Here is a 17,024-nt window from a genome sequence, read left to right on the forward strand (position 1 = left end):
TGAAAGAGCGCTGCTGACATGAATAACAAGAATCAACGTGTCCTTGGCTTCACCCTGCTGGCCAGCGTCTGCGCGCTGCCCAGTCATGCCGAGCCGATCGTGTGGAAGGCCGGCAACCTCAGCATCAACCCCTACGGTATTCTCGATCTGAACGTGCAGACGGGCTCGTTCAGCAAGACCGCCCCCGACCACACCATGGTCTCGGACGGCAACCTGCAGGCCTCGCGCTTCGGGGTAAAGCTTGACTATGCCCTGGGCGACAGCGGTTACACCCTGCAGGCGTTTGGCGAGCGCGGGCTGGTACTGCGCAGGATCTGGAAGGGCGGGCAGGTCTCGACCAACCGTGGCTATGGCGCGGGCGTGAGTGGCCCGTTCGGCTCGGTGGCCATGGGGAGCCTGTACATGCCAATCTACTGGGTGTTCCTGGATTCGGACGTGGCCTTGTACGGGTTGTCGAACATGGCGGCGATCATGAGCCTGGAGCACACCGCGGTATTGGGCAAAAGCGGCACCGGCGGTTTCTACGACACCACGGTGCGTTACCGCTCGCCTGAAGTGAACGGGTTTTCCACCGAGCTGGGTTACTCCTACGGCAATTCCAGCATCGAAAACGGCCCCAATCAGAATCGCACCAGTGGCTTCAACGTGCGCTATCGCAATGGCTTCACCAAGCTGGGTTATGGCTTCAACCGCCATGAGTCGGCCCCCACCGAAACCAGCAGCGAGCTGTATACCCAGACGACCCACGTGGTGTCGGGCAACTACCAGTGGGGCGGTGTGATCTGGGGCGCCAACTACATGTATACCGAGCGTGATACCGACGCACGCTGGTTCGCCTCGGCGAAGATGGTCAATGCCAGGATCGTCCTCGACGAGCACAATGACCTGACCTTCGGCGTTTCTCAGCGTATCGGCGCAGCCGGCGCCCGGGCCTGGGCGGCTCATGCCGGCTACATCTACTCGTTCAACCCTAATACCCAGCTGTATACCTATGTGTCCCACATCAACAACAACAGCCACTCCACCCAGGGTTTCTCGCTGCTCAGCGAAGATTACCCGAGCGTGGCGGCCGGCTATGACCCTTGGGCAGGCACCTTGGGTATTCGCTGGAGCTTCTGAGTCTTGATACCGATGAATCACACCGTGCACCCGCTGCTGAAACTCACCTGCGGTGCCTTGAGTGCCGGGGTGTTGCCAAGCCTTGGCGGCGCGCTGGGTTACCTGCGCCTGGGCCGCTTCGAGCTGTTGCGCCCTTGGGACGGCAGCGACAGCGTGCGGCGCAGCGCCTGCTATCCGCTGGTGCCGTACTCCAACCGGATCGCCCACGGGCGCTTTAGCGCCAACGGCCAAGCGCAGCAACTGCGCGGCAACTTCGGCGACCATCCGCACCCGCTGCACGGCCTTGGCTGGCAGCGGGCATGGCAGGTCGATGGCCACTCGCCGCAAAGCTGCAGGCTGAGCTTGCGTCACACCGCCTGCGGCATCGATGCCGAGGATTGGCCGTGGGATTTCGTTGCCTGGCAGAGCCTCGTCCTGAGCGAGGAGGGGCTGTACCTGCACCTGGGGCTCACCAACCTGGGTGAGCAGCCGATGCCGGCAGGGCTTGGCTGGCACCCGTACTTCGAGCGCCAGGGTGAGCTGCAGCTGGGCTTTAGCGCCGCGCAGGTCTGGCAGGCCGGGCCGGATGGCCTGCCGCTCAAGCGTACGGCGCTGCCCGAGGCCTGGGACTTCAGCCAGCCCCGCGCGGCAGGTGCAGTGGGCCTGGATAACTGCTTCGAGGGCTGGGATGCTCGCGCCAGCCTGTATTGGCCCGACGCTCAGGTCGGCCTGCGCCTGCAGGCCGGCCCAGGGCTTGGGCACCTGGTGGTGTTCACGCCGCCAGCGCCTGCGGATTTCATCGCGGTCGAGCCGGTCAGCCACCTGAACAATGCCATCAACTTCCCTGAGCCCACGGCGCACGGCCTGGTCTGGCTGGCGCCGGGGGCGTCGATCGAACGTGAGTTGCGCTTGCTGCCTGCCAGCGGCAACCTGGAGAACCCTGCATGAATGAAACGTTGAACTGTGTGGTCCGGCAGCCGTCGGAGCTGGGCGAGTGCCCGGTCTGGTCGGTCCGTGAACAGGTCCTGTACTGGGCCGATATCCTGGCCGGGCGGCTGCATCGCCTTGACCCTCGCGATGGCAGCGTGAGCACACTGCAATTGCCCGAGGAACTCGGCTGTTTCGGCCTGCGCGAGCAAGGCGGCTTCATTGTCGCGCTGCGCAGTGGTATCTACCTGCTCGATGCCCAGGGGCAGCTGGGCGAGCGCCTGGCCGAGAACCCGACGGGCGCCGAGTACAGCCGTTTCAACGATGGCCGCGTCGACCCCTGGGGGCGCTTCTGGGCCGGCACGTTGTGGCAGCCGCGTGACCGTAATGGCGGGCAACTGCTGCGGGTCGATGCCGAGCATCGCGCCCAGGTCATGGCGGGCGATGTGATGGTGTCCAACGGCCTGGCCTTCAGCCCGGACCGTGCGTGGGCCTACCACAGCGACACGCCGAACCATGTGCTTTACCGCTACCCACTGGATGAGGATGGCCAGCCCGGCCCACGGCAACTGCTGCGCGAGTTTGCGCGGGGCAGCGGCGGGCGTCCTGATGGCGCGGCTTTTGACAGCGCCGGTTGTTACTGGAGCGCGCAGTTCGACGGCGGCCGGGTGTTGCGCCTGAGCCCTGACGGGCAGGTGCTGGACGAAATCCAGCTGCCGACGCGTTGGCCGACGATGGTCGCCTTCGGCGGTGAGGACCTGCGCACGCTGTACATCACCAGTTCCCGCGAAAACCGCAGTGCCGAAGAACTCGCCGACTGGCCGTTGTCCGGCTGTGTGTTCGCCACCCGGGTCAATGTGCCCGGCTGCGCGGAACCGCTGTTCGCAGGCTGAACCTTTCCCACGCATTCACGAGCTTCCTATCATGAACTGTCATACCGATACGCAATATCCAAGCCTCGCCGACAAGGTGGTCCTCATCAGCGGAGGTGCTTCAGGCATTGGCCGCGCCTTTGTCGAAGCCTTCGTTGCTCAGGGCAGCCGCGTGGCCTTTCTCGATCTCGATGCCGAAGCGGGGCAAGGGCTGGCGCAGGCGCTGGGGGCCAACTCGCTGTTCCTGCCTTGCGATGTACGCGACATCGAGCGGTTGCAGGCCTGCGTGGCAGAAGTGGAGCGTACCTGGGGCGCCGTCGATGTGCTGATCAACAACGCCGCCCGCGATGACCGTCATGCCTTGGCCGATATCAGCGTCGAGTACTGGGACGAGCGCATGCAGACCAACCTGCGCCACGCCTTCTTCGCGGCCCAGGCGGTTGCGCCCCGCATGGCGCGTCGCGGCAGCGGGGCAATCATCAACATGGGGTCGATCTCCTGGATGCGCGGGCGCCCCGGGATGGTCTGCTACACCACCGCCAAAGCGGCGCTGAACGGCATGACCCGTACCCTGGCACGTGAACTGGGCGGGCAGGGCATCCGGGTCAACAGCCTGGTACCGGGCGCCATCCGCACCGAGCGCCAGGATGCCATGTGGGCCGCCGACCCCGCTGGCCTGGAGGCGGCCAGCCAGGCTTTCATCGACCAGCAGATGCTCAAGTTCCGCCTGGATGCCAGCGACTGCGCGCGCCTGGCGCTGTTCCTGGCCAGCGACGACAGCCGTGGCTGCACCGGCCAGAACTTCGTTGTCGATGCAGGGTTGTCGATTCAGTAATCCACCCTGATTGGCGTCAGGGCACTTCTTCAGGGAAAAAAATCGTAGCGCTACGAAATCGATCTGAGTATGCTCCTGAAAGAGAATTTCGCAGCGCTACGATTTTTCGTCGCGCCCTTGTTCAAAGGCTTAGCTCATGTCCGAAAAACACAAGAAAATCGAAGAACTGCGCAGCCAGCGGTGGTTTGCTCCAGACACCATCCGTGCGTTCGCCCACCGTCAGCGTCTGCAGCAGATCGGCCTGCGCCGTGAAGAGTTCATGGGCAAGCCGGTGATTGCCATCCTCAATACCTGGAGCGAGATGTCGCCCTGCCATTCGCACCTGCGTGAACGTGCCGAAGCGGTCAAGCGCGGTGTCTGGGCAGCGGGCGGCTTTCCGGTGGAGTTGCCGGTGCAGTCGGTGGGCGAGGTGATGGTCAAGCCGACCACCATGCTCTATCGCAACCTGCTGGCGATGGAGGCCGAAGAGTTGCTGCGCTCTTTGCCGATCGACGGCGCCGTGCTGCTGGGTGGCTGCGACAAGTCCACCCCGGGTTTGCTGATGGGGGCACTGAGCATGGACCTGCCGGTGATCTACTGTCCGGCCGGGCCGATGTCCAACGGCCAATGGCGCGGCGTCAAGACCGGCGCTGGCACCCACACCAAGAAGTACTGGGATGAACGCCGCCTGGGGCTGATCGACACGGTCGCCTGGGAAGAGCTCGAAGGCGCCATGACCCGCTCGATCGGCACCTGCAACACCGTCGGTACGGCCTCGACCATGACCAGCATCGCCGACGCAATGGGCTTTACCTTGCCTGGTGCATCGAGCATCCCCGCCGCTGACGGTGCGCACCCGCGGATGGCCTCGCAGTGTGGTTCGGTCATCGTCGACCTGGTCTGGCGCGACCGCCGTCCCTCGACCTGGTTGACCGACAAGCATGTCGCCAACGGCGTGGCGGTGTACATGGCCATGGGCGGCTCGACCAACGCGGCGATCCACCTGATCGCCATTGCCCGGCGCGCCGGCATCGACCTGACCCTCGACCAGCTGGCAGCGGCGGCCGCGAAGATCCCGGTGCTGCTCAACCTGTTCCCGTCCGGCACGGCGCTGATGGAGGACTACCATTTCGCCGGCGGCCTGCGCGCACTGATGCGCAAGATCGAACCGCACCTGCACCTGGAATGCGAAGGTGCCACCGGCCAGAGCTGGGACAGCCTGCTGGCCGATGCACCGTGCTACGACGATGACATCATTCGCCCCCTCGACAACCCGGTGGTCAGCCTCGAGCAAGGCGCGACCCTGGCGCTGCTGCGCGGCAACCTGTGCCCCGATGGCGCGGTCATGAAGTCCTCCGCGGCCGACCCGCGCCTGCGCCGCCACAGCGGCCCGGCACTGGTCTTCGATGACCATGAAACCCTCAGCCGGATGATCGACGACCCGGCCCTGGAGGTCACTGCGGACACCGTGCTGATCCTGCGTAACGCCGGTCCCGTAGGCGCGCCGGGCATGCCCGAGTGGGGCAACCTGCCGATCCCCAAACGCCTGCTGGAGGCCGGGGTGCGTGACCTGCTGCGCATCTCCGACTCGCGCATGAGCGGCACCCACTATGGCAGTTGCGTCCTGCACGTGGCGCCCGAAGCCGCCGTTGGCGGGCCGCTGGCACTGGTGCGCACAGGCGACATCATCGACCTGGACGTCGCCGCCGGCACGCTGAACATGCGCGTCAGTGACGACGAGCTGGCCCGCCGCCGTGCTGGGCATGTGCCGCAGCACAAGACCTACGGTCGCTCCTTCGCTGCGCTCTACCAGCAGCACGTGACCCAGGCCAATGAAGGCTGCGACTTCGATTTCCTGCAGGCCGGCGAAGCCGTGCCCGAGCCACCCATCCACTGAACCTGCCCAGGACAACTGACCGATGCTCGAACTCAAAGACCCTTCTTTGCTCAAACAACAGGCGTTCATCGACGGCCTCTGGGTGAGTGCCGATTCCGGCGAAACCTTTGCTGTCACCAACCCTGCCACCGGCGAAGAACTGGCGCGCATTCCGCAAATGGGCGCCGCCGAAGCCGAACGCGCGGTGCTGGCTGCGCACCGTGCCTTCAAACCGTGGAAGCGCAAGACCGCCAAGGAGCGCGCCGAGCTGCTGCAGCGCTGGTACGCGCTCATGCTCGAAAATCAGGAGGACCTCGCCCGCCTGCTGACCGCCGAACAAGGCAAGCCACTGGCCGAAGCCCGTGGCGAATTGGGCAACGGCATGTCCTTCGTGCAGTGGTTTGCCGAGGAAGCCAAGCGCGTCTACGGCGACACCATCCCGCAGCCCTCGGCAGACAAGCGCATCATCGTCACCAAGGAGCCGATCGGCGTCACGGCGGCCATCACGCCGTGGAACTTCCCCCACGCGATGATTACCCGCAAGGTGGCCCCGGCCCTGGCCGCCGGTTGCCCGATGGTGCTGCGCCCGGCCAGCCAGACACCACTGTCGGCCCTGGCCCTGGCGGCCCTGGCCGAACGCGCCGGTATCCCCGCTGGCGTGTTCAGTGTGGTCACCGGCAGCGCGACCCAGATCGGCAGCGTGCTGACCGGCCACCCGCTGGTGCGCAAGTTCAGCTTCACCGGCTCCACGCCGGTGGGCAAGCGGCTGATTGGGCAATGCGCCGAGACCGTGAAGAAGGTGTCCATGGAGCTGGGCGGCAACGCGCCGTTCATTGTCTTCGATGACGCCGACCTCGACCTGGCCGTGGAAGGCGCGATGCTGTCGAAGTTCCGCAATGCCGGGCAGACCTGCGTCTGCGCCAACCGTATCTATGTGCAGGACGGTATCTACGAACGGTTTGCCGAGAAGCTCGCCGCTGCTGCCTCGGGCCTGCGCCTGGGTAATGGTGTAGAGGCCGGTGTGACCCAAGGCCCGATGATCGATGAGAACGCCGTGCGCAAGGTCGAAGAGCACATCAGTGATGCCCTTGAGAAAGGCGCACGGCTGATCGCAGGTGGCCAACGCCACGCGCTGGGTGGCAGCTTCTTCGAGCCGACCGTGCTCACTGAAGTTACGGCGCAGATGAAAGTGGCCCACGAGGAAACGTTCGGGCCACTGGCGCCACTGTTCCGCTTCTCCAGCGAGGACGAGGTGGTCGAGCTGGCCAACGCCACGGAGTTCGGCCTGGCCAGCTACTTCTACAGCCGCGATATCGGCCGCGTGCTGCGCGTCAGCGAAGACCTCGAATACGGCATGGTCGGCGTCAACACTGCGGCAATCGCCAACGAGATGGCGCCGTTCGGAGGCGTCAAGCAATCGGGCCTTGGCCGCGAAGGTTCGCGCTACGGCATCGAAGACTATCTGGAAATCAAGTACGTGTGCCTCGGCGGCGTCGACCGCTAAAGCCTGTCACAGGGGGCAGGCGCTGCCCCCTGTGACTGAGCACCCATAAGAACAACAAGCCCCGCATGGAGTAGCCCCATGTCCGATACCCCCAATGCGCGCCGCCGCTTCCTGCAAGGCGGCCTGGCGCTAATCCCGCTGGTGACGCTAGCCAGCCACGGCGTTCCGACCGCTTTCGGCGATACACCTCGTCAGCCAGCCACCCCGCAACTGCAGCCGGACGACTATCGACCACGGTTCTTCACAGACGTTGAATGGGCATTCGTGCAGGCGGCCTGTGAACGACTGATCCCCACCGATGAACTTGGGCCAGGCGCCATCGCCTGTGGCATCCCCGGGTTCATCGATCGTCAGATGGACACGCCCTACGGCCACGGCGCGTTGTTCTACAGCCAAGGTCCGTTCATTACCGATCAGCTGCCGGAGCTCGGCTATCAAGGCCGCCTTGCGCCCCGGGACATTCTGCGGCTGGGCATTGCCGGCTGCGATCAGTGGTGCCGGCAAACCCACGGCCAACCTTTTGCCGGGCTCGCCAGCCTGATGCAGGCGCAGGTGTTGCACCTGCTGGAAGAGGGTAAGGTGCCGCTGGAAGCGTTGCCCAGTTCGCAGTTCTTCAATCAGCTGCTGCGCAACACCCGCGAAGGTTACTTCGCCGACCCTGTCTACGGCGGCAATCGTGATATGGCGGGGTGGAAGATGATCGGTTTCCCCGGTGCCCGTGCCGACTTCATGGACTGGATCGACCACCCCGGCGAGCGCTATCCGCTGGGGCCGGTGTCGATCAGTGGGCAAAGGGGGTAGACATGGCGATCAAACATCCCCCGGTGGACGTGGTGCTGGTCGGCCTGGGCTGGACTGGCTCGATCATGGGCATGGAAATGACCGACGCGGGCCTGCAGGTACTGGCCCTTGAGCGCGGCGAGATGCAGGACACGCCCACCACGGCGAACTACCCCAACGTTATCGACGAACTGGCGTACACGGTGCGCGGCAAGCTTTACCAGGACCTGGCCCGCGAGACGGTCACGTTCCGGCACAACATCAGCGGTGTCGCGGTACCGTACCGCCAGCATGGATCGATCCTGCTCGGCACCGGTGTCGGTGGCTCGGGCTTTCACTGGAACGGCCTTACCTGGCGCGCCCAGGCGAGTGACCTGCGCCTGCGCAGCCATTACGAAGAGCGTTATGGCAAGCACTTCATCCCCCAGGGCATGACGATCCAGGACTTCGGCGTCAGCTACGAAGAGCTCGAGCCGTACTTTGCCCGTTTTGAAGCGGTTGCAGGGATCGCTGGCAAGGCCGGTAACCTCAACGGCACCGTGGTCAAGGGTGGCAACCGTTTTGAAGCACCACGCAGCAGCGAGTTTCCACTGCCAGCGCTGAAAGATGTGTATGGCGCGCAGTTGTTCGCCAAGGCCGCACGCGAACTGGGCTACGAGCCGTTCCCGATTCCTGCCGCCAACGCCTCCGAGCCTTACACCAACCCCTACGGTGTGCGCATGGGGCCGTGCAACTTCTGCGGGTTCTGCGAGAACTACGGGTGCTACATGTATTCCAAAGGCTCGCCGCAGACCACGATCCTGCCGGTGCTGCTCAAACGTCCGAATTTCAAGGTCAAAACCCAGGCGCAGGTGATCAAGGTCAACCTCGACAGCAGCGGCAAACTGGCCACTGGGGTGACCTACATCGATGCCCAGGGCCGCGAGGTCGAGCAACCCGCGCAACTGGTGATCCTCACGGCCTTCCAGCTGCACAACGTGCGCCTGTTGCTGCTGTCGGGGATCGGCAAGCCCTATGACCCGGTCAGCGGGGATGGGGTGGTGGGCAAGAACTATGCGTACCAGATGAATGGCGGTGTCAGCGTGATGCTGCCCAAGGGCACGCAACTCAATCCGTTCATTGGCGCCGGTGCCGGTGGCCAGGCCATCGACGACTTCAACGGTGACAACTTCGACCACGCGCCGCTGGGCTTCCTTGGCGGGGCGAACATTCGTCACAACCGCACCGGTGGGCGCCCCATCGGGCAGGCGACCACACCCAAGGCTGCGCCCAAGTGGGGCAAGGGCTGGAAAGCCGCGACCCAGGACAGTTATCAACGCCTGATGGGCATCAACGCTCAAGGTTCGGTCATGGCCTATCGCGACAGCTACCTGAGCCTGGACCCGACCTACCGCGATGCCTACGGCCAGCCGCTGCTGCGCATCACCTTCGACTGGCACGACAACGAGTTCAAGATGACCCAGTACACCGTGGACAAGGCGCAGCGTATCGCCGAGGTGCTCGGTGGCAGCGTCGAGAACAATGCCAAGAAGCCCGGCAGTCATTACGACACCCGGGTCTATCAGAGTACCCACACCACGGGTGGCGCGATAATGGGCAGCGACCCCGCCTCCAGTGTCGTCAACCGATTCCTGCAATGCTGGGACGTACATAACGTGTTCGTCACGGGCGCGTCGGCATTCCCGCAGAACTTCGGCTATAACCCGACCGGTCTGGTGGGGGCCTTGACCTATTGGGCCGCGCACCACATCCGTGAGCACTACCTGCCCAACCCCGGGCCGATGGTGCAAGCATGAGGTACGCAAATATGAAATACCTCGCCTCATTGCTGGCCTATGCGGGTTTGTTGGCTACACCTGCGCACGCTGGCGAAGACCCCTTGGTTGCCAAGGGCCGTTATCTGGCACGAGCGGGGGACTGCGTCGCTTGCCACACTGCCAAGGATGGCAAGCCGTTTGCCGGCGGCCTGCCGATGGCAACGCCGATTGGCGTGGTGTACTCCACCAACATCACCCCGGACCGTCAAACCGGTATCGGGACATACCGTTTCGAGGACTTTGACAAGGCTGTTCGCCATGGCGTCGCCAAGGCCGGTTACAGCCTTTATCCGGCGATGCCTTATCCGTCGTATGCGCGGGTGTCCGATGAAGACATGCAGGCGCTGTACGCGTACTTCATGCACGGTGTCACGCCGGTGACCCAAGCTACTCAGGCCCCGAACATTCCCTGGCCGCTATCGATGCGTTGGCCACTGCATGTGTGGCGCAACCTGTTCGCACCAAGCGTCGACACGGCTGCTGCTGACACGCCGATGCAAGACCCTGTGCTTGCGCGGGGCGCGTACTTGGTAGAAGGGCTCGGCCATTGCGGCGCCTGCCATACGCCGCGTGCGTTCAGCCTGCAGGAAAAAGCGCTCGGCGCTAGCGAAGGCGAAGCATTTCTCGCAGGTGGTGACGCGCAGGAAGGGTGGGTCGGAAAAAACCTCAGGGGGGATCATCGACACGGCCTGGGAAGCTGGAGCGAGGCTGAGCTGGTCGACTTTTTCAAGACCGGGCGAACGGACAAAGCGGCAGTCTTCGGCAGTATGAGTGAAGTGGTGGTGCACAGCCTGCAGTATCTGACCGATGAAGACCGGTTGGCGATCGCCCGATACCTCAAGCAGTTGCCAGCGCTCGATCCGGACGATCGCCCTCACGTTGCGGACCCTGCCACCTATCAGGCACTGCATGACGGCCTGACTCCGACCCTGGGCGCAAGGCTCTACGCGGATAACTGCATGGCTTGCCACCGCAGTGACGGCAAGGGCTACGCGCAGGTCTTTCCTGCATTGGCCGCTAACCCTGTGCTGAATGTCGACGATCCGCAATCGTTGATTCGCATGGTGCTTGAAGGCGGGACATTGCCTTCGACCCACGCCGCACCGACGTCGTTCAGCATGCCGCCGCTGGGGTGGCGCCTGAGCGACAATGAGGTGGCCCAGGTGTTGAACTTTGTCCGAGGTGCCTGGGGCAACTCCGGAGTGCCGATCACTGCAAGCTCCGTTGCTCGAATACGCGACGCGTTGTCAGCTGACGCATTGCGAGTACCTGGAATGCAGAAATAGAGTGCGGTTTCAGATGCCCTGAGAGTTCAAATGGAGCTGATCAATCTGCCACGCTTGAGCGGCGCATTTCACCGTCTACTAATCGCAATAATCCCAGCGGATTGGTATTTTGCAGCGCCGGGGGCAGTAACTCGTCCGGGTAATTCTGGAAGCAGACCGGACGTAGGAAAGCGTTCTATCGCGACCGCCTGGGCTTCGTCACCACCGACAGCTTCATGGGCGTCGGCCCGTTCATGCGCACAGCCGGCATGGGCGACCACCACTGCCTGTTCATGATTCAGACGCCGCCGCACATGCAGGGCTGCGAGCACTTCACCTTCCACATGGGCAGCGGCACCGAGGTGCTGCTGGCTGGCACGCGCTTCCAGCAGAACGGCTGGACCAGCTTTTGGGGCCCAGGCCGGCACCTGCTGGGCTCCAACTGGTTCTGATACTTCAACAGCCCGCTGGGGGGTTACCCGGTGAACCTGCAAGCCAGCCTCGAGCTGCTCAACCAGTTGCGCAACCCCAATTGGCCACCGGTGCTGGTGTATGCCAGCAGCGTCGCGGTGTACGGCGGTGAGTTGCCGGCTCGCATGGACGAAGGCCAGCCGGCGTCACCTCAACTATCTTATGCAGCGCACAAGCGCATGGTGGAAATCGCCTTGCTGGACCTGTCACGCACATGGATGCGCCCTGGCACTATGCGTCAGTGAAACGGGAGATGCTTCAATCATCTGGGAAGGGCACAAGGCCGGGCGGGATATCGGTTATGGGCAGATGGAAAAGCTGGCCAACCTGGAGCAGTTACCTGATTTCGGTTTTCTGGTGAGTTGTTTTCCTTACAAGATCCGCCATGCCTCGGCCGGGTTTGTTCGAGCTGTCGCAATAATGGAGTAAATGAGCGCTGGTACAACCATTCCCCCATCAGGCGCAGCATGACCCCGGAAGGCTTCTTGGCCGCCTACAGACTGTCAGGGTCGCCAAAGAACATTTGGAAAGGCCTCTGGAACGGCGTTTCTGGCTTCAAAAAGCAGAAATGTACCCCCAAAAATACCCGCGATACCCCCAGCAGGATGCGCGATCGAGAATGGCGATTTCTGACAGCTGTCAAAGTCAGCCAGACGGCTTGCACTCGACCTGCCAGGCAGTCCGATGCAGCAACCTTGAAGTGCTCGCAGTCATACGCTTTAACCGTCCTCGGAAGCCGCTGCCATGCCGATCAAGATCGAACCAACGAGCGCCTGTGAAGAGCGCCGCACCAGCAGAAAGCCTCATCAGGCCGGTACCTGTCAATGGACCTGATCTGGCAAACAATCCAGGCCGAATTCGCCGACATTGGCGATGAGCGCGAGATCGTACGAATCCTCGTACGCCTGGTAATGGCTGCCGTACTCGGCGCAGTGCTGGGCTTCGAGCGCGAGCACAAGGGCAAGTCCGCCGGGGTGCGCACGCACATGCTGGTGTCGCTGGGGGCGGCGCTGTTCGTGCTGGCACCGAGCATGGCAGGTGCCGATGCGCAGGCGCTCAGCCGGGTGATTCAGGGCATCGTTGCCGGTATCGGCTTTCTGGGCGCGGGCACCATTCTCAAAGGCAATGGCCAGGACACCAGTCATGTGAAAGGCCTGACCACAGCCGCGGGGCTATGGATGACGGCGGCCATCGGTACGGCAGCCGGGATGGGACGCGAAGCCACGGCGCTGGTCAGCACGGTGCTGGCGCTGTTGGTGCTGGGCACGATGCCCTTGCTGGTGGAAAAGGTCGAAAGGCAAGACGAAGAAAAACAGAAGGAGGAGGGCAGGAAGCACTGAGGGGCGTGGGTCGCCCCCGCAAAGCCTGCCTTCCCTTATTCAGACCGACGCTGATCCATTCAGGCGCTCGATCGCTTCGATCAGGTCGTCATAGCCCACAGGCTTGTTCAGGTGACGGTCGAACCCGGACTGGCGAGACTTGTATTGGTCGGCGCTGGCCCCATAGCCTGTCAACGCGATGGCCGGGATGTAGCGCAGATGCTCCAGGCCGCGCAGCGCCCGGATCAGAGCATGGCCGTCCATGCCAGGCATGCCGATGTCGGAAATGATCACGTCGTAACGCGCATCTGCCGCCGACTGCAGCGCCAGTTTCGGGTCGCTGTAGGCATCGACGTCGGCATCTTCCATCAACAGCAATTGTTCCATCACTTCCAGCACATCGACCGAGTCATCCACCAGCAGGATACGAACCCCTTTCAGCCGACCTTCTGATGGCAGCACTTCGCCTTGCACCTGGGGTTGCTGGGCGTACGCGCACAAGGGCAGGGTGATGATGAACGTACAACCCTGGCCTATTCCGGGAGACTCTACGCTGACCGCTCCGCCATGGGCTTCTACCAATTGACGAACCAGGGAAAGGCCAATACCTAGCCCCTCTCGCCCATGGCCGGTGGGTGCAGCCTGGTTGAACAGCTCAAAAATATCTTCCAGGGAGTTTTTGGCGAGGCCTATGCCCTGATCGATGACTTCAAGTCGCGCCTGCTCATCCTGCCGAGCAAGTCTCAACAGAATTTCGCCATCGGCAGGGCTGAACTTCAGTGCGTTGTTCAGCAGGTTCCAGATGATCTGGTCGACACGGGTGCTGTCGGCCTCCACATAGACCGGTTCCCCATCGGCCGGCAGCGTCAGCCGAACACTTCGGCCGCGCTGCTCATTGCAAGCTACGGAGCAGATACCCTGCAGCACGGCGCACAAATCGACCGGCTGGGTCTTCAGTTTGAGTTTGCCCGTGCGGATGCGCGCTACATCGAGCAAGTCATCGATGATCCGCGCCTGGCTGGTGACCGCTTCGCGAATGACGTTGACCGCTTTGCTCGCCATGCCGGTACTTGTGACCGATGGTATACGTCGCAAGATATCGGCATTGAGCTGAATCAGGTTCAACGGGTGCTTGAGCTCGTGGGACATCACTGCGAAGAACTCGTCCTTCATGTGGCTGGAGCTTTGTGACTCGGCCAGGCGCTTGCTTTGTTCGTCCTGCAGGCGCTTGTGGCCGGTCAGGTCACGGGCGATCTTCACGTAACCGCGCAGGCTGCTGCCCTTGAGGCGTGACACTTCGCCACTGCAATAGAAGCGGCTGCCGTCCTTGCGCACATGCCAGCGTTCGTCCTGGCCGCGGCCATGCAGGCGCGCGGCACGCAGTTCACGTTCTGGTTCGCCATCTTCGCGGTCCTGATCGGTGAAGATCAGCGCATAGTGCTGGCCAATCACTTCATCCTTGGCGTAGCCGAAGATCAACGCAGCGCCCGTGTTCCAATCGATTATCAGGCCCTGTTCATCAAGCAGGATGATGGCGAAGTCATGGGTGCTCTCCGCGACCAGGCGCATGCGCTCCTCACCTTGGCGCAAGCGTTCTTCGGCTGCGCGGCTTTTGGTGATATCAATGAACGTCAGCACGGTGCCATCGACATTCTGCTCGCTGGCCCGGTACGGTAGCAGGCGCGCCAGGTACCAATGCTGGTCCTGGCCGATCACTTCACGCTCGATCGTGGTTTCGCGCTCGATCACCGCACGCGCATCGTCCGCCAGGCCTGGATATTCCAGGCGATGGGTGATGTCGAGCAGCGAGCGGCCGGTGTCGACCGGCAGTATGCTGAAAATGGCGGTGGCCCCAGGGGTGAACCAGCGAATGTGCAGGTTGCGGTCGACAAACACGGTGGCGATCTGGGTGGAGGCGATCAGGTTGCTCAGGTAGTCGTTGATCTTGTCGGTTTCATCGACCTTGGTCTTGAGCTCGTAGTTGACCGTCAGCAATTCCTCGTTGATGGATTGCAGCTCTTCCTTGCTGGTTTCCAGCTCTTCGCTGGCCAGGCGCAACTCTTCGTTGACCGCCTGCATTTCTTCGTTCGAGGCCATCAGCTCCTGGCTGGAGATGTCGGACTGCTCGATGGTTTCCTGCAACTGCTGACGGGTACGCTGCAGTTCGCGCTCCAGGGTGCTCAACACCATGCCTTCGGTTTGCTGAATGGCAGGCGGGTTGTGGGGATCAGCTTCGCGAACCTGGAAAATCACCAGCAGGCATTCGCTGCCACTGGGTTCGTCCTGGTGGGGCTGTACCTGTACCTGGACTTCGACGCGCTGATCGTCGACGGTGATGATCACTGCGCCCGAGCTGACCGGCTGGCCGGTGTTTTGAGCCTGCAACAGGGTACTGCGCAGGGCAGGGCGCAGCGGCGTGAGTACCAGGTTGAGCAGGCTGGGGCTGACTTCGCCACCGGCGTGGCGCAGGAAGCGGCCGACACCATCGCTCATGTGCAAGATGTTGCCGTCAGCATCGACGATCAGGCTGGGCGGTGTGCGCCTGGACAACGCCCGGTGATGGATTTCAGCATAGGACAGCTTGCGCAGGGGCTTGGGTTTGGCGCGTACTGCTGGCGTGTCGGGCGTCTGAAGCCGCCCCGGGCGGCGCGCCGGTTCCACTTCCCTGGCGCGGAAGATGCGATGGCGCTTGTCCACGGCAATAAACAGGTCGGCCGCCACGTCCGCTGATTCCGAACTGCCCAGGAACAGGTAACCTCCTTTACGCAGGGCGAAGTGGAACAGCCGCAGGATTTCCCGTTGCACTTCCCGGTCCAGGTAGATGAGCAAGTTACGGCATACCACCAGGTCCAACTGAGAGAACGGTGGATCGGACAACAGGTTGTGCCGGGCGAACAGCACTTTTTCGCGAATGTCCTTGCGTACGCGGTAATTCTGATTTTCCTTGATGAAGAACTGGCGCAGCCTGGCCGTGGGAACATCGGTGGCGATGGCATCGGGGTAAACGCCCAGCCGGCCGACATTGATCGCGCGCTCGTCGAGGTCGGTGGCGAACACCTGCACCTTGGCACTGCGCTGCTCCATCGCCAATTGCTCGGTTGCCATCATCGCCAGGCTATAGGCTTCCTCGCCGGATGAACACCCCGCCGACCAGATGCGTATTTCGCGCTGCGGATCCTCGCTGTCATCGTTGGCCAGCCCCGGCATCGCCTGTTGTTGCAACGCTTCGAAGGCGTCCCGGTCGCGAAAGAAGTTGGTGACCCCGATCAGCATGTCCGCCAACAGGGCGCGAGACTCCTCAGGATGCCGCTCGAGGTAGTCGCGGTAACCGGCAAGGTCGGTCTGCGCGGTGACGTGCAGGCGACGTTCAAGCCGGCGCAGCACCGTCGCGCGCTTGTAGTGCTGGAAGTCGTGGCCGGTGCTGGCATGCAGCCGGGCGAGGATGTCGTCGAGGAGCGGGTCGCATTGGGCTGGGTCGCCTGAGCGTTCGCCTAGCGGCGGCGGGAGGCTGTCATCCTCGATTTCCGGCAGTTTGACCTTCTGAGCCGAGCGACACAGTTCTACCAGCTTGCCCGGAATCTCGGTCACCGGAAGGATCAGGTCGACCATGCCGGTGGCGATGGCGGCCTTGGGCATGTCAGGGTACTGGGCGTCATCGGGCGACTGCACAAGCGTCACGCCACCTTGTTCCTTGATCCGCGATAGGCCCACTGCGCCATCGCTGCCGCTGCCCGAAAGGATTACGCAGAACGCATGGTCCTTGTGCACATCAGCAAGGTCGCGAAAGAACAGGTCGATGGCGACGTGGTCGCCGCGGCTGCGCCTGGCCGGGCTGACCCGCAGGTAGCCGTCATTGGTGGACAGGCGGTTGGCTGGCGAAATGACATAGACGTGATCACGCTCGATCGGTACCGGCTCGCTTACCTGGCACACCGGCATTCGCGTGACGCGCTGGATCAAGCGGTCTGCCTGGCTCTGGTGGTCCGGCGACAAGTGCAACACTACAACGAACGCCATGCCGCAGTTTTCGGGGACGCGCTGAAAAAACGCCTGGACCGCCTCCAGGCCGCCGGCCGATGCACCGATACCCACCACTGGGAAGTCCAGATGGCTGGGGCTTAGGGCAGGGTTTTGCGGCGAGGCGGGCGTGGGTTTGCTGGACGATTTCATGGGCACGAGCCTTGTGCGAACCGGGAGTGAGCAGTGGCAGCGATTATAGGCCTGGCACCGATCAATCTACGAGCGGGGTTCAAGTAGGACTGCCCATGCTGGCCAAAGTGC

At 63.1% G+C, this 17,024-nt stretch carries 11 protein-coding genes and 4 pseudogenes; 13 read left to right on the forward strand and 2 right to left on the reverse strand.

Going from position 1 to position 17,024, the window contains the following annotated elements:
• Nucleotides 1–18 precede the first annotated feature (18 nt).
• From OZ911_RS11870 to OZ911_RS11910, 9 genes are all read left to right on the forward strand, one after another.
• Nucleotides 19–1,119: a porin gene (locus OZ911_RS11870; protein WP_023049493.1), complete on the forward strand. Its 1,101-nt coding sequence runs from the start codon at nucleotides 19–21 to the stop codon at nucleotides 1,117–1,119.
• Between the two features lie 12 nt (nucleotides 1,120–1,131).
• Nucleotides 1,132–2,046 carry an aldose 1-epimerase gene (locus OZ911_RS11875; protein WP_016486303.1) on the forward strand — a complete coding sequence of 305 codons (915 nt, stop codon included), beginning with the start codon at nucleotides 1,132–1,134 and terminating at the stop codon, nucleotides 2,044–2,046.
• Nucleotides 2,043–2,918 (forward strand): 6-deoxy-6-sulfogluconolactonase, encoded by an 876-nt coding sequence (locus tag OZ911_RS11880; RefSeq protein ID WP_016486304.1) that lies wholly within the window; start codon nucleotides 2,043–2,045, stop codon nucleotides 2,916–2,918. The genes OZ911_RS11875 and OZ911_RS11880 overlap by 4 nt, the downstream gene beginning before the upstream one ends.
• A 31-nt stretch (nucleotides 2,919–2,949) precedes the next feature.
• Entirely contained in the window at nucleotides 2,950–3,732 is a 783-nt protein-coding gene (locus OZ911_RS11885; RefSeq protein WP_023049502.1) for a sulfoquinovose 1-dehydrogenase, read from the forward strand.
• Nucleotides 3,733–3,868: 136 nt separating this feature from the next.
• Nucleotides 3,869–5,608: a 6-deoxy-6-sulfo-D-gluconate dehydratase gene (locus OZ911_RS11890; protein WP_070086332.1), complete on the forward strand. Its 1,740-nt coding sequence runs from the start codon at nucleotides 3,869–3,871 to the stop codon at nucleotides 5,606–5,608.
• 22 nt (nucleotides 5,609–5,630) lie between these two features.
• Complete coding sequence (locus OZ911_RS11895) at nucleotides 5,631–7,091, forward strand: 3-sulfolactaldehyde dehydrogenase (RefSeq protein ID WP_016486307.1); 1,461 nt, start codon at nucleotides 5,631–5,633, stop codon at nucleotides 7,089–7,091.
• Between the two features lie 78 nt (nucleotides 7,092–7,169).
• Nucleotides 7,170–7,892 (forward strand): gluconate 2-dehydrogenase subunit 3 family protein, encoded by a 723-nt coding sequence (locus OZ911_RS11900; protein ID WP_016486308.1) that lies wholly within the window; start codon nucleotides 7,170–7,172, stop codon nucleotides 7,890–7,892.
• 2 nt (nucleotides 7,893–7,894) lie between these two features.
• Nucleotides 7,895–9,667: a GMC family oxidoreductase gene (locus tag OZ911_RS11905; RefSeq protein ID WP_060516664.1), complete on the forward strand. Its 1,773-nt coding sequence runs from the start codon at nucleotides 7,895–7,897 to the stop codon at nucleotides 9,665–9,667.
• Between the two features lie 11 nt (nucleotides 9,668–9,678).
• The gene (locus OZ911_RS11910) at nucleotides 9,679–10,974 is read left to right on the forward strand and encodes a cytochrome c (protein ID WP_023047970.1); all 1,296 of its coding nucleotides are present in this window, start codon (nucleotides 9,679–9,681) and stop codon (nucleotides 10,972–10,974) included.
• 40 nt (nucleotides 10,975–11,014) lie between these two features.
• On the opposite strand, the pseudogene OZ911_RS28965 reads toward OZ911_RS11910, so the two are convergent.
• Nucleotides 11,015–11,143: pseudogene (locus OZ911_RS28965) on the reverse strand (hypothetical protein); the annotation flags it as partial.
• Here OZ911_RS28965 and OZ911_RS11915 point away from each other — a divergent pair.
• The 4 genes and pseudogenes from OZ911_RS11915 to OZ911_RS11925 all read left to right on the forward strand — a co-directional run.
• Nucleotides 11,142–11,402 (forward strand): annotated as a pseudogene (locus tag OZ911_RS11915) (VOC family protein); the annotation flags it as partial. The pseudogenes OZ911_RS28965 and OZ911_RS11915 sit on opposite strands and share 2 nt — an antisense overlap.
• Before the next feature lie 24 nt (nucleotides 11,403–11,426).
• Nucleotides 11,427–11,636, forward strand: a pseudogene (locus OZ911_RS28880) (NAD-dependent epimerase/dehydratase family protein); the annotation flags it as partial.
• A 28-nt stretch (nucleotides 11,637–11,664) separates the two neighbouring features.
• Nucleotides 11,665–11,853, forward strand: a pseudogene (locus OZ911_RS28885) (cyclase family protein); the annotation flags it as partial.
• Nucleotides 11,854–12,248: 395 nt separating this feature from the next.
• Nucleotides 12,249–12,764, forward strand: a complete 516-nt coding sequence (locus OZ911_RS11925) for an MgtC/SapB family protein (RefSeq protein ID WP_016486311.1) — start codon at nucleotides 12,249–12,251, stop codon at nucleotides 12,762–12,764.
• Nucleotides 12,765–12,803: 39 nt separating this feature from the next.
• Here OZ911_RS11925 and OZ911_RS11930 read toward each other — a convergent pair whose 3' ends face one another.
• Nucleotides 12,804–16,913 (reverse strand): CheR family methyltransferase, encoded by a 4,110-nt coding sequence (locus OZ911_RS11930; RefSeq protein WP_054888248.1) that lies wholly within the window; start codon nucleotides 16,911–16,913, stop codon nucleotides 12,804–12,806.
• Nucleotides 16,914–17,024: the final 111 nt, after the last annotated feature.

The sequence above is a fragment of the Pseudomonas fortuita genome (assembly GCF_026898135.2).
In the GTDB taxonomy this organism is placed as follows: domain Bacteria; phylum Pseudomonadota; class Gammaproteobacteria; order Pseudomonadales; family Pseudomonadaceae; genus Aquipseudomonas; species Aquipseudomonas fortuita.